Genomic DNA, 13,309 nt, shown 5'->3' on the forward strand with positions numbered 1-13,309 from the left:
AGTTACCGCTCAAGCTATATCCCGTATCACGCAAGCATTCAGGAATTTGTAGCAATGACTCAGACACTCAGCCAACTCGAACACAGCGAAGCGTTCATTGAACGCCACATCGGCTCTTCTGCGGAACAACGCCAGGAGTTGCTGGCAGCGGTGGGCGCTCGCTCGCTCAGCGCGCTGATCCAACAGATCGTGCCGGCGGACATTCAGCTGCCGGGGCCGCCGCCGGTCGGCGACGCGGCGACCGAACACCAGGCGCTGGCTGAGCTGAAGGCGATCGCCTCGCAAAATCAGCGCTACAAATCCTATATCGGCATGGGCTACAGCGCCGTGCTGACGCCGCCGGTGATCCTGCGCAACATGCTGGAAAATCCGGGTTGGTACACCGCTTATACCCCTTATCAGCCGGAAGTGTCGCAGGGCCGCCTGGAAGCGCTGCTGAACTTCCAGACCGTGACCCTCGATCTGACCGGCCTGGATCTGGCTTCCGCTTCGCTGCTGGATGAAGCCACCGCCGCCGCCGAAGCGATGGCCTTGGCCAAACGCGCCAGCAAGCTGAAAGACGCCAATCGCTTCTTCGTGGCTGACGACGTGCATCCGCAGACGCTGGACGTGGTGCGGACCCGCGCCGAAACCTTCGGCTTCGACGTCATCGTCGATAAAGCGGAAAAAGTGCTGGAGTTGGACGGCGTGTTCGGCGTGCTGCTGCAACAGGTGGGCACCACCGGCGAGCTGCACGACTACAGCGCGCTGCTGGCCGAATTGAAATCGCGCAAAATCATCACCAGCGTGGCCGCCGACATCATGGCCCTGGTGCTGCTGACCGCGCCGGGCAAGCAGGGCGCCGACGTGGTGTTCGGCTCCGCGCAGCGCTTCGGCGTGCCGATGGGCTACGGCGGCCCGCACGCCGCTTTCTTCGCCTGCCGCGACGAGTTCAAGCGCTCGATGCCGGGCCGCATCATCGGCGTTTCCCGCGATGCCGCCGGCAACACCGCGCTGCGCATGGCGATGCAGACCCGCGAGCAGCATATCCGCCGCGAGAAGGCCAACTCGAACATCTGTACCTCGCAGGTGCTGCTGGCCAACATCGCCAGCCTGTACGCGGTGTACCACGGCCCGCAGGGGCTGCAGCGCATCGCCGGGCGTATCCATCGCCTGACCGACATTCTGGCCGCCGGGCTGCAGAAGGCCGGCCTGACGCTGCGTCACAACACCTGGTTTGACACCCTGACCGTTGAAGTGAAAGACAAGGCGGCGGTGCTGGAACGCGCGCTGAGCTTCGGCATCAACCTGCGCACCGATATCCACGGCGCCGTGGGCATCACGCTGGATGAAGCCACCTCGCGTGAAGACGTGCAAACGCTGTTCGCACTGCTGGCCGGCGACAACCACGGTCTGGACATCGACGCGCTGGACGCGGCGGTGAGCAAGAACAGTCAATCGATCCCGGCCGCCATGCTGCGCCAGGATCCGATCCTGACCCATCCGGTATTCAATCGCTATCACAGCGAAACCGAGATGATGCGCTACATGCATCGCTTGGAGCGTAAGGATCTGGCGCTGAACCAGGCGATGATCCCGCTGGGCTCTTGCACCATGAAATTGAACGCCGCAGCGGAGATGATCCCGATCACCTGGCCTGAATTCTCCGAGCTGCACCCGTTCTGCCCGCCGGAGCAGGCTGCCGGCTACCAGCAGATGATCGGCCAACTGTCTCAGTGGCTGGTGCAGCTGACCGGTTATGACGCGGTGTGCATGCAGCCGAACTCCGGCGCGCAGGGCGAATACGCCGGCCTGCTGGCGATCCGTCGCTACCACGAAAGCCGTAACGAAGCGGGCCGCCACGTCTGCCTGATCCCGAGCTCGGCGCACGGCACCAACCCGGCCTCTGCCCAAATGGCGGGCATGAGCGTGGTGGTGGTCGCCTGCGACAAGAACGGCAACATCGATCTGCACGATCTGCGCGTCAAGGCAGAGCAGGCAGGCGAAGAACTCTCTTGCATCATGGTGACCTACCCGTCGACCCACGGCGTGTATGAAGAAACCATTCGCGAAGTGTGCCAGATCGTGCATCAGTTCGGCGGTCAGGTGTATCTGGACGGCGCCAACATGAACGCCCAGGTGGGCATCACCACGCCAGGTTACATCGGCGCGGACGTTTCGCACCTCAACCTGCATAAAACCTTCTGCATCCCGCACGGCGGCGGCGGCCCGGGCATGGGCCCGATCGGCGTGAAAGCGCACCTGGCGCCGTTCGTGCCGGGCCACAGCGTCGTGCAGATCGACGGCGTAACCACCCAGCAGGGCGCGGTTTCCGCGGCGCCGTTCGGCAGCGCCTCCATCCTGCCTATCAGCTGGATGTACATCCGTATGATGGGCGCGGAAGGCCTGAAGCAGGCCAGCCAGATGGCGATCCTGAACGCCAACTACATCGCTACCCGTTTGAAAGACGCGTACCCGATTCTGTATACCGGCCGCGATCACCGCGTGGCGCACGAATGTATCCTCGATATTCGTCCGCTGAAGGAAGAGACCGGCATCAGCGAAATGGACATCGCCAAGCGCCTGATCGACTTCGGCTTCCACGCGCCGACCATGTCGTTCCCGGTGGCGGGCACGCTGATGGTCGAGCCGACCGAGTCGGAAAGCAAGGTGGAACTGGATCGCTTTATCGATGCGATGCTGGCGATCCGCAGCGAGATCGACCGCGTCGCCAAAGGCGAATGGCCGCTGGAAGATAACCCGCTGGTGAATGCGCCGCACGTGCAGGCGGAGCTGGTCAACGACTGGCAGCACCCGTACAGCCGCGAGCTGGCGGTGTTCCCGGTGGCCGGCGTGCGCGAGAACAAGTACTGGCCGAGCGTCAAGCGTCTGGACGACGTGTACGGCGACCGTAACCTGTTCTGCTCTTGCGTGCCGATGAGCGATTACGAATAACACGTTCGGCAAAGTTTGTGTTCGGGGGACACCGCATCATGCGGTGTCCCTTTTTATTTTATTGCGGCCTATTCTTTCCTGTACGTTCCCACGATTTGAGGAGTCACCATGCAAGCGGCAATCGTAAAAGCGTTGGGGCAAGCCCCGGTTTTCGGCACCTTTGAGGAGCCCCTGGCGCAGGCGAATGAAGTGCCGATCGAGGTTCTGGCGGCCGGCATCAAACAGCTGGATCGCGCTACCGTCGCCGGTACCCATTACTCCAGCCCCAAGCAGCTGCCGATCGTGCCCGGTACCGACGGCGTGGGCCGGACGGCCGACGGGCAACGGGTCTATTTCGCCTCCTTCCGCCGTCCTTACGGCGCGATGGCTGAGCGCAGCGTCGCGTCATGGACGGTGCCGGTGCCGGAGGCGGTAGACGACGCCACGGCGGCGGCGCTGATCAACCCGGCCTTCGCCGCCTGGCTGCCGCTGCGCTGGCGAGCGGATCTGCAGCCCGGTGAAACGGTGCTGATCATCGGCGCTACCGGCACCTCGGGCAAACTGGCGGTTGCGGCGGCGCGTCAGGCGGGAGCCGGGCGCATCGTTGCCGCCGGCCGTCGGCTGAGCGTACTGGAGGCGTTGGGCGTGGATGCCACGGTGGATCTGAGCCTGCAGGGCGAGGCGCTGACGCAGGCCTTCGCGGCGGCGGCGGGGCCGGGCGGTTATCAGGTGATCGTCGATTATATCTGGGGCCCGGCGACCGAAGCGCTGCTCGCGACGCTCAATAATCACGATCTCTCGTCTTACGCCGGCGGGCGCGGTATTCGCCTGGTCAATGTCGGCTCGATGGCCGCGGCGGATATTCGGTTGCCGGCGGCGGTATTGCGCAGCAATCAGCTGCAGATCCTCGGCAGCGGCACCGGCAACTTCCCGCCGATTCCGGAGATGCAGCGCTACGCGACCGACATTCTGGCGCTGGCGGCGACGGGCGCGCTCACTATCGAGACGCAGGAGCATGCGTTGGCGGAGATAGCCGAAGTGTGGGATCTGAACAAGAAAAGCGACGTGCGTTCGGTGATACGCATCGCCCGTTAGGCCCTTGTCTTTAACGGCAAGGGCAGACCAGGTGAATATCCTCCGGCTCGCGGGCGAACAGCTCGGCATCCGGGCGCTCGATGAGCCGGCAGCCCTGCGCCAGATAGAAGTCTACGGTGCTTTTGTTGGGGATGGAGGAGACGTATAGCCCAGCAGCGCCTTCTTGTGCCGCCTGACGCAGGCAGAGTTGAAACAGTTGCTTGCCCAGCCCCTGGCCGCGTTTGCGCGCGCTGACGTAAAAGAACAGCAGCTGGCGCAGATCCCGCTGCGGGCCGCGCGGCTCTGTGTCCAGCGCCGCTGCCGCGACGATCTCCTCGCCTTCGAACCGTGCGAAGAACGCGCCGCCGCGATCGAAGCAGGCTTCGTGGATCGGCGTATAGGTTTCCCGGTCGTGCGGATCCCAACCGCGCACGTCGTAGTAATCCGGGTAGGCTTGCAGCTTGCCGTCCTGCAGGCGATACAGGGTGTCGATGATTTCACTGCGGTCGATATCCCATAGGCGGTCGAGTTGCTGCCGTTGCAGCAGAACAGGGGCGCTCATGATCGTTGTTCACTCTCCGTCTGTGGCCGGTAACTTTCCGGCAAATCGATAATAAAACCGATGCCGCGATCGTCGAGGCCTTCGGTGACGCGCAGCTGCGCGCCGATTTTGTCGGCCAGGTTCCGGGCGATGGCCAAACCCAGCCCGCTGCCGGTCTGCTGCGTGCCGGGCACGCGGTAAAAGCGTTCAAACAGGCGCGGAAGGTGCTCTTCGCTCACTCCGGGGCCGTTGTCGCGCAACGTAATATAGCAGCCGAGCGGCGCCAGCGAACGGACATTGGCTTCGATGCGGCTGCCGGGCGGCGCATACTTGAGCGCGTTGTCCAGCAGGTTGGTGAAGATGGCGATCAGCGCTTGGCGATCGGTGTTTATCACCACGTCCTCGCTGCCGTCGAGCGAGAGTTCCACATCCTTTTCCAACGCATAGGGGACGTGCTGCGCGATGCATTTGCCAATGTCGGCGTAGATGTCCACCGCCTCGATTTTCAGCGGAAAATCCTCCGCCTCCAGCTTGGCCAGGTTGATCAGCTGGCGCGACAGCGACGCCGCGCGATCCAGCCCCTGCTGCATGTCGCCGATGATTTCCCGGCGCTCCTGCTGCTCGCTGACCTGGGTCAGCAGATGCAGCTGCGCCAGCACAGCGGCGATCGGCGTACGCAGTTCGTGCGCCGCATCGGCCATAAAGCGTTTTTCGCGCTGGTTGGCGGCGTCGATGCGCGCCATCAGCTTGTTGACCTCCACTACCACCGGCCGGATTTCCTGATACTGCTCGCTGACGTTGATCGGCGACAGGTTACCCGGCTGGCGATCTGAGATGGTGCGGGCGATCTGGCGCAGCGGCCGCAGGCTGAAGTAGGCGGTAAACAGCAAGGTGATGATGATCGCCGCCAGAATGCCCAGCAGCGGCACGGCGGTGCTTTCCGCCGGGTTGCCGAACAGCGTGGAACGATCGGCGAAGGATTCGCCGACAATCACCCGATACTGCCGCTTTTCGCTCCAGCTGCCGGCAAGATGCCAGTTGGCGCCGGCGTACTTAACGGAACCGGACAGCACCGAAGGCGGCAGGCGCAGCGGTTCTCCCTGCGTTTGCGAACTGTAAAGCACCCGGTTGTCCCGGTCGTAAACCACGAACAGCGGGCGGTAATCGATTTGATCCTGCATGCCGTTATTGATGGAATCAATGTACATGCCTTCAATGGTTTTGATGATGCCGCGGTAATCGATATTGTCGGTGCCGGTTTCATCGAGAATATTGGCGATACCCACGGCGACGATGCGTTGCTGGTTATCGAAGTATTTTTCCATGTCGGGGTAATACCAATATTTCACCCAGGCGACGAGGAGCCCCCACAATAATAAAATGGCCAGGACCTGGAAAATAATGGTGCGCATAAAGAAGGACTTGAAACCGATCATCCTGCTACTCTTTCTTCAGCAAATAACCAATGCCGCGTACGGTAATAATTCTTTCTTTACCGATCTTGCGCCGTAAATTATGCATGTGCACTTCCAGCGAGTTGCTTTCCACGCTGTCGCCGTGGCCGAACAGCCGCTGTTCCAAGACCGCTTTGCGCACCACGGTGCCGGCACAGCGCATCAGCTCGTGCAGCAGGTGATACTCTTTTTTCGACAGCATCAGCAGTTCGTTATCCAGCGTCACCTGATGGTTGACCGGGTCGAGATACAGCGTGCCGAGGCTCCAGGTTTGCGAAGCGAAGCCCGCCATGCGCCGGTTGACCGCCTTGACGCGCGAGATGAGCTCGGGCAGCGCAAAGGGTTTGGCCAGAAAGTCGTCCGCGCCGGAATCCAGGCTGTTCACCAGGCTTTCGATGCGGTCGCGGGCGGTCAGGATGATGATGGGGATATTTTGCCCGGCGGCGCGCCAGGCGATCAACTTTTGCAAACCGTCGCCGTCCGGCAGCGTAAGATCCAACAGCATCAGGTCGAACCCGCCGGGTGAAAGTTTATTTTCCGCGTCCGAGAGCAGGCGCACCCAGCACAAATTAAAGCCGGTGAGCTCCAATGCGCGGCATAGCGCCTTGCCTAATTGCAGGTCGTCTTCCACCAACAGTATGTTCACGTTTGTTCCGCTGAGATCCTCAAGTCGCGATTATCTAACTATAACCCTGCCGGGAAGACAACGGGGAAAATCGCTTTGCCTGCGCGTTCTTAAGCAAACCTTAATCTGGCTTTAATCTCGCGTTAAGGGAACGCGGGGGAATTTCCATTATTTTACTGGCATTCGATATCACGACAGAAGGAGCGAAACATGCAGACTGACGGTTCCCCGCTCGCGGGCACCTCGCGGCGGCTGATATATTCAGGCGTGGCGGCCGTGCTCGTTCTGTTGATGCTGTCTTTTCGCGGCGACGCCCAGAGCCATGGCCATAGCGGCCTGCATGCTGCCGGCTTACAACGGGGGCATCAGGTGACGACGCCGGACGCCTACGGCTGCGTCAAAGCGCGCATTAAAAAGCAGCTGCGCCGCCTGGCTCAGCTTTAAAGCGTTTTTTAGCGCGCGGCTCTATACTCTGACGGGCAAACGGGGCGCCTGTGCGCAGGCCGCTGTGTTGATATCGCCAACCAGAGAAAAACAATATGACGAAAGTGGCATTGGTCACAGGCGCGAGCCGGGGAATTGGTCGTGCGACCGCTTTGCTGCTGGCCCGGCAGGGCTATGCGGTGGGGGTGAATTACCTGCGCGACGAAAGCGCGGCGCGGCAGGTGGTGGCGGAGATTGAGGCGCAGGGCGGTAAGGCGCTGGCGCTGCAGGCCGACGTGGCCGATGAAGCACAGGTGATGGCGATGTTCGCTGCGCTGGACGCCGGGCTGGGCACGCTCAGCGCGCTGGTCAACAATGCCGGGATTCTGTTCCAGCAGGCGAACATTGAACAATTGACCGCCGAGCGCATCAATCAGGTGCTCGGCACCAACGTGACCGGTTACTTCCTGTGTTGCCGCGAGGCGGTGAAGCGCATGGCGCTGCGCCATGGCGGGCAGGGCGGCGCTATCGTCAACGTTTCCTCCGCGGCGTCCCGGTTGGGGGCTGCCGGGGAATACGTCGATTACGCCGCCTCGAAAGGCGCCGTCGATACCCTGACCATCGGGTTATCGCGCGAGGTGGCGGCGCAGGGCATCCGCGTAAACGGCGTGCGGCCCGGATTCATCTATACCGAGATGCACGCCAGCGGCGGCGAGCCCGGCCGGGTGGATCGCGTGAAGGGCAGTTTGCCGATGCAGCGCGGCGGGCAGCCGCAGGAAGTGGCGGAGGCGATCGCCTGGCTGCTGTCTGACGCCGCGTCTTACGTGACCGGCACTTTTATCGAGGCCGCCGGCGGGCGTTGAATGCATGAGGGGGTTTTGACATCCCGTCGTGCGGAGTGTATTTTGATTAAATAACAATCAAAATGTAGTTACAAAAATGTATGTTTATTTTGAATGGAATCAGGATAAAAATCACAGCAACCAGCGCAAACACCGCGTCAGTTTTGAGATTGCGCAACGGGTTTTTCTGGATCCCAACCATTTGGCCGTGCTGGAGAGGATCGAGGGCGGAGAAGAACGCTGGCAAACGCTCGGTATGGTCTGCTCCTGTTTGTTGCTGCTGGTGGCGCATACGACGATCGAAACGGATGTCGAAGGCGATACAGTAGAGATCGTGCGTATCATTTCAGCACGCAAGGCCGATGCCAAAGAGAGGGGAAGATATGAAGCGCAAAAATTCAGCCAAAAATCTGGCGCATAGCGTACTCTCTCCGTTGACGGAGGAGCAGAAAGCGCAAATTGCTTCGTTGAGCGCGCTGCCGGATGAGGATATCGATTATGCCGATGCCCCGGCCCTGGGTGAGGAAAAGTGGCAGACTGCGGTGCAGGGGCGTTTTTATAAACCGATGAAAGTATCGAAAACCATCCGAATCGATGCGGATGTGTTGGCCTGGCTTCAGCGGCCAGGCAAAGGCTATCAGAAACGCCTGAACGCCGTGTTGCGTGAGGCAATGTTGAAAGAGCATGAGCACGAGGAATAAGTCGTGTCAGACGGGTAACTGTCCGGTGAGGTTCTCACCGGATTTTTTTGCAGTTTTTCAGGTAAAGCCTACCAGCATTAGCTGCCGCTCGGCAGCGTTCGGTCAAAACCACAAAAACGGTCATTAACGGTCATGTTGCGGAACGTGGAATTGTGACCGTTTACCGTTTCTCTCCTGTCTGTCTAAGACGCACACGCATCATAACTGCCTGTTACTCCACAATTTCGTAATTATTCATTTCATTTCCTGCCCGATTTTTTTGACAACTATCACACCGCCATCGTTGACCGATCGCGGGGCGATGCGCTTTGCGTCTGCGCGCAAAACGCGGCGCGGCAAATCGATATCGTAATCATCGTCCTGGAGGAGAAAAGAAACATGCTGCCTGTAGAACGTCATCGCTTTATCACCGAAGTCTTGAGCCAGCGCGGCCGCGTGATGGTGCAGGAGGTGGCGCAGCTGTGCCATATCTCTATCGAGACGGCACGGCGTGATTTGGCCTTGCTGGAACGGCGCGGCCTGCTGCTGCGCAGCCACGGCGGCGCGGTGTTCGTCGAGCCGCCGGCGGTGGAGAAAACCTATGTGCCCGCCGAGATAGACCAGGGGGAATCTTTCCGCCAGCGCAGCAACGAGGCGCCGGAGCAGAAAACGCGCATCGCCAAACGCGCGCTGGAATTTATCGCGCCGGGGGATTGTCTGCTGCTGGACAGCAGCTCCACCAGCTGGTTTTTGGCGCGCCAACTGCCGGATATCTCGCTGGTGGTATTGACCAACTCGCTGCACATCATCCAGACACTGGCCTGCAAGGCCAACGTGCGCACCATCGGACTGGGGGGCGAGTATTCCGCCAAGTACGAGGATTTCATCGGCGTGCTGGCGGAGCAGATGCTGAAGGAGTTTGTGATCAACAAGCTGTTCTTCTCCTGCCACGGCATCTGTCAGGACGGCGGCATCCGCGAGAGCAACGAGCACCATGCGCGGTTGAAGCAGCAGATGCTGCTGGCGTCGGAGCGCAAGTTCCTGCTGGTGGACAGCAACAAGTTCGGCCGCCGCTCGTTCGCGCGCATCTGCCACTACCGGGAGATAGATACCTTAATCACCGATCGGCTCAGCGACGACGAATTTCGTCAGGAACTGGCCTGGAACAACGTCGACGTGATTGAAGTTTCACCCGCCGCGAAAAGGACGGCGCGATAACAACAACGAAAACCCTTTATTACAGCCAACACTTGTGGAGAGAGAACAATGAAAAAATCCGTACTGGTCGGTCTGTTTGCCTCGCTGCTGCTTTCGGTCTCCGCGCAGGCGGCGGACAAGCTGAAAATGGGCGTGGTGGTGAAGATCGGCGGCATTCCCTGGTTCAACGCCATGGAGGCCGGCATCAAAAGCGAGGGCGCCAAACGCGGTATCGATGCCTGGATGGTCGGGCCGACGGCGGCGGATCCGGCGCTGCAGGTGCGCGCCATCGAAGATCTGATCGCGCAGAAGGTGGACATCATCGGCGTGGTGCCGAATGACGCTCGGGTGCTGGAGCCGGTGCTCAAGCGTGCGCAGGAAGCGGGCATCAAGGTGATCGTGCACGAATCCCCCGGCCAAAAGTACGCCGACTGGGACTTTGAGCTGGTGGACGCCTCGCAGCACGGCGTCAACCACATGAAAGCGCTGGCTGCCTGCATGAAAGAGCAGGGCAAGTACGCGGTGTACGTCGGCAGCCTGACGGTGCCGCTGCACATCACCTGGTCAGACTCGGCGATCAACTACCAGAAGCAGCACTACCCGAACATGCAGCTGGTGGGCGACAAGTTCGGCGTGGGCGAATCGCTGGATGACAGCGTGCGCACCACCAACGATCTGATGGCCAAATATCCCGATCTGAAAGGCGTGCTGGCCTTTGGTTCACAGGGGCCGATCGGCGCCGGGCGCGCGGTGCTCAACCGCGGAAAAAGCAACGATATTTGCGTCATCGGGCCGTTCAGCCCGGGCCAGGGCGCTTCGCTGGTCAACCGTGGCGCCATCAAGGGCGGCCATATCTGGAATCCGCTGGTGGCGGGCGAAGTGTTCGTGCGCATCGCCGACATGATGCATAAGGGAGAACAGATCACCGACGGCATGACCATCGAAGGCATGGGCAAGGTGCAGGTGGATGCGCAGCAGCACACCATTCTCGGCAACGCCACCGAAAGCCTGGATAAGCAAAACCTGCCGAAGTTGGTGAAGATGGGGCTGTAATCATGGCGATTTCCGGCAATACGGCAACGCAGGGGGGGCCGCTGATCGCGCTGCAGCAGCTGTCGATGACCTTTGGCGGCCAGCGAGCGCTGAACGCTATCTCGCTGGCGCTGATGCCGGGGGAAGTGCACTGCCTGGCGGGTACCAACGGCTGCGGCAAGAGTACGTTGATCAAGGCGATCGCCGGCGTGTATCAACCGGACGACGGCAGCCGCATCACCATCGACGGGCAAACCTTCGGTCGGCTGTCGCCGGATCAGGCGCGTGCCTTCGGTATTCAGGTGATCTACCAGGATCTGTCGCTGTTTCCCAACCTGACGGTGGCGGAAAACATCGCCTTCGAGCACAACCTGCATGGGCTGCTGGGATGGTACCGCCCGGCACGCCTGCGGCGCACCGCCGAGCGGCTGCTGCAGGAGCTGAGTTTCCATCTGGATCTCGACAAACGGGTGGCGGAGCTGCCGATTGCCCAGCGCCAGCAGGTGGCGATCTGCCGCGCGCTGGTGGCGGAGGCGCGGCTGGTGATCATGGATGAACCGACCGCCTCGCTGACCCGCACCGAGGTCAATCAGCTGCTGCGTACGGTGGATTACCTGAAAGCGAAAGGCATCTGCGTGGTGTTTGTCAGCCACCGGCTGGACGAGGTGCTGGAAATTTCGGATCGCGTCACGGTGATCCGCGACGGCAACAAGATCGGAACCTGGCCGGCGGCGGAGATCACCGGCGATCGTCTGACCGAGCTGATGACCGGTCTGAAGCTGGACTATCGCCTGAAGTCACCGAGCATGAATAAAGATCGGGTGATGTTGGAGGCGGATCGCCTCAGCCGCACCGGGCAGTATCAGGACGTGAGCTTCCGGCTGCATCAGGGCGAGGTGCTCGGTCTATGCGGCCTGCTCGGCTCCGGGCGCACCGAGCTGGCACTGAGCCTGTTCGGCATGACCCGGCCGGACAGCGGCAAGCTCTACCTCGACAGCAAACCGGTGCGCTTTCGCGGCCATGAGGACGCGATCAAGGCCGGCATCGGCTACGTCTCGGAGGATCGCCTGACGCTCGGCCTGGTGCAGCAACAGTCGGTGGCGGACAACGCGGTGCTGACCATTCTCGATAAGCTGCGCGGGCGTTTTCGCCTGATTGACGACTACCGTAAGAATCGCATCGTCGCGGAGTGGATCGCCAAACTTGGCGTGCGGGTGGCGGATCCGGAGCAGGCGGTTTCGACGCTGTCCGGCGGCAATCAGCAAAAGATCGTGTTGGCCAAGTGGGTGCTGACCCAGCCGCGGATCCTGATCCTCGACTCGCCGACCGTCGGCGTCGACGTTGGCGCCAAGGCCAGCATCTATCAACTGATCCATCTGCTGGCGCAGGAGGGGATCGCCATTTTACTGATCTCCGACGAGGTGCCGGAGGTGTATTACAACTGCGATCGGGTGCTGCACTTCAGCGGCGGCAGCGTGATCGGCGAATACCTGCCGGGGCAGGTGAGCCAGCAACAGCTGGCGGAGGCGGTCAATGCGTAGATTCAGCCTGAAACCGCGCGGTAACGAAGGCTACCTGGCCTGGGTACTGCTGCTGACGGTCATCGTTTTTTCGCTGCTCAGCGATCGGTTTTTGACGGTGCAAAACCTGCTCGATCTCAGCGAAAGCTATGCAGTGAGCGGCATTTTCGCCCTCGGCCTGTTCGTGGTGCTGGTGACCGGCGGTATCGATATCTCCTTCGCGGCGGTGGCCTCGGTGGTGCAGTACCTGATCGCCACGCTGGCGACCCACTACGGGCTGGCCAGCCCGGCGGGCAGCATTCTGCTGGCTTTGGCGATCGGCGCCGCGCTGGGCATGGTCAACGCGCTGTTGATCTACTGCCTGCGCATCGTTTCGATCATCGTCACCATCAGTATGCAGGCGTTGTTGTTCGGCATGCTGATGTGGCTGACCAACGGCCGCAGCCTGTACGCGCTGCCGGACTGGTGGACGCTGCCGCGCAGCGTGCTGCCGTTCCAGCTGGGTGAACAGAGCTATCAGCTCGGTTTGCCGACGCTGGTGATGCTGGCGGTGGCGCTGCTGACCTGGCTGCTGCTGAACAAGACGCACCTTGGGCGCCAGCTGTTTGCCGTCGGCGGCGATGCGGAGTCGGCGCGGCGCATCGGCATCCGCGTCGGCCTGCTGCACCTGTTCGCCTATGGCTACCTGGGCGTGATGGCGGCGATCGGCGGCCTGGTGCAGGTGTACCGCATGGGGGAGGTGGTGCCCAACGCGCTGGTGGGCGGTGAGCTCGACGTACTGGCGGCGGCGGTGCTGGGCGGCGCCAGCCTGAACGGCGGCAAGGGCAGCGTGGTCGGCACGTTGATGGGCGTATTCCTGATCGGCGTGTTGAAAAACGGTCTCAACCTGATCGGCGTGTCCAGCTACTTCATGAACGTGGTGATCGGCCTGGTGATCGTCGCGGCGATTACCGTCACCCACTACAAGAAACGCAAAGAAACCGACGTCGGTTTCGCCTGAGGAGCGCC

General features: G+C 61.4%; 13 protein-coding genes. 10 read left to right on the forward strand and 3 right to left on the reverse strand.

Going from position 1 to position 13,309, the window contains the following annotated elements; all coding sequences use genetic code 11:
* Positions 1-54: 54 nt before the first annotated feature.
* Together gcvP and HMPREF3138_RS11915 are read left to right on the forward strand one after the other, a co-directional pair.
* A complete protein-coding gene (gene gcvP / locus HMPREF3138_RS11910; RefSeq protein ID WP_004931634.1) occupies positions 55-2,934 on the forward strand; it encodes an aminomethyl-transferring glycine dehydrogenase in 2,880 nt (959 codons plus the stop codon).
* Between the two features lie 108 nt (positions 2,935-3,042).
* Positions 3,043-4,008 carry a quinone oxidoreductase family protein gene (locus tag HMPREF3138_RS11915; protein ID WP_038871180.1) on the forward strand — a complete coding sequence of 322 codons (966 nt, stop codon included), beginning with the start codon at positions 3,043-3,045 and terminating at the stop codon, positions 4,006-4,008.
* Positions 4,009-4,018: 10 nt separating this feature from the next.
* On the opposite strand, the gene HMPREF3138_RS11920 is transcribed toward HMPREF3138_RS11915, so the two are convergent.
* The 3 genes from HMPREF3138_RS11920 to HMPREF3138_RS11930 are packed head-to-tail and all read right to left on the reverse strand — an operon-like array spanning position 4,019 to position 6,628.
* Entirely contained in the window at positions 4,019-4,549 is a 531-nt protein-coding gene (locus tag HMPREF3138_RS11920; RefSeq protein ID WP_038871183.1) for a GNAT family N-acetyltransferase, read from the reverse strand.
* Positions 4,546-5,964 carry an ATP-binding protein gene (locus HMPREF3138_RS11925; RefSeq protein ID WP_047729903.1) on the reverse strand — a complete coding sequence of 473 codons (1,419 nt, stop codon included), beginning with the start codon at positions 5,962-5,964 and terminating at the stop codon, positions 4,546-4,548. Before HMPREF3138_RS11925 ends, HMPREF3138_RS11920 begins: the two co-directional genes overlap by 4 nt.
* Before the next feature lie 4 nt (positions 5,965-5,968).
* Positions 5,969-6,628, reverse strand: a complete 660-nt coding sequence (locus HMPREF3138_RS11930) for a response regulator (protein ID WP_047729904.1) — start codon at positions 6,626-6,628, stop codon at positions 5,969-5,971.
* A 189-nt stretch (positions 6,629-6,817) separates the two neighbouring features.
* Here HMPREF3138_RS11930 and HMPREF3138_RS11935 point away from each other — a divergent pair, with 189 nt between their 5' ends.
* The 8 genes from HMPREF3138_RS11935 (at position 6,818) to HMPREF3138_RS11970 (ending at position 13,301) form a co-directional block, all read left to right on the forward strand.
* Positions 6,818-7,051: a hypothetical protein gene (locus tag HMPREF3138_RS11935; protein ID WP_038871191.1), complete on the forward strand. Its 234-nt coding sequence runs from the start codon at positions 6,818-6,820 to the stop codon at positions 7,049-7,051.
* 95 nt (positions 7,052-7,146) lie between these two features.
* Positions 7,147-7,893, forward strand: a complete 747-nt coding sequence (locus tag HMPREF3138_RS11940; protein WP_038871194.1) for an SDR family oxidoreductase — start codon at positions 7,147-7,149, stop codon at positions 7,891-7,893.
* Between the two features lie 76 nt (positions 7,894-7,969).
* Positions 7,970-8,293, forward strand: coding sequence for a BrnT family toxin (locus HMPREF3138_RS11945; RefSeq protein WP_038871197.1), 324 nt, complete (start codon positions 7,970-7,972; stop codon positions 8,291-8,293).
* Positions 8,256-8,573, forward strand: coding sequence for a BrnA antitoxin family protein (locus HMPREF3138_RS11950; protein ID WP_038871200.1), 318 nt, complete (start codon positions 8,256-8,258; stop codon positions 8,571-8,573). Before HMPREF3138_RS11945 ends, HMPREF3138_RS11950 begins: the two co-directional genes overlap by 38 nt.
* 378 nt (positions 8,574-8,951) lie before the next feature.
* The gene (locus HMPREF3138_RS11955; RefSeq protein ID WP_038871203.1) at positions 8,952-9,770 is read left to right on the forward strand and encodes a DeoR/GlpR family DNA-binding transcription regulator; all 819 of its coding nucleotides are present in this window, start codon (positions 8,952-8,954) and stop codon (positions 9,768-9,770) included.
* A 48-nt stretch (positions 9,771-9,818) separates the two neighbouring features.
* Positions 9,819-10,802 carry a substrate-binding domain-containing protein gene (locus tag HMPREF3138_RS11960; protein WP_038871205.1) on the forward strand — a complete coding sequence of 328 codons (984 nt, stop codon included), beginning with the start codon at positions 9,819-9,821 and terminating at the stop codon, positions 10,800-10,802.
* A gap of 2 nt (positions 10,803-10,804) precedes the next feature.
* Positions 10,805-12,322 (forward strand): sugar ABC transporter ATP-binding protein, encoded by a 1,518-nt coding sequence (locus HMPREF3138_RS11965; RefSeq protein ID WP_038871207.1) that lies wholly within the window; start codon positions 10,805-10,807, stop codon positions 12,320-12,322.
* Positions 12,315-13,301 (forward strand): ABC transporter permease, encoded by a 987-nt coding sequence (locus tag HMPREF3138_RS11970; RefSeq protein WP_038871209.1) that lies wholly within the window; start codon positions 12,315-12,317, stop codon positions 13,299-13,301. Before HMPREF3138_RS11965 ends, HMPREF3138_RS11970 begins: the two co-directional genes overlap by 8 nt.
* Positions 13,302-13,309 lie beyond the last annotated feature (8 nt).

The sequence above is a fragment of the Serratia sp. HMSC15F11 genome, assembly GCF_001808215.1.
In the GTDB taxonomy this organism is placed as follows: domain Bacteria; phylum Pseudomonadota; class Gammaproteobacteria; order Enterobacterales; family Enterobacteriaceae; genus Serratia; species Serratia nevei.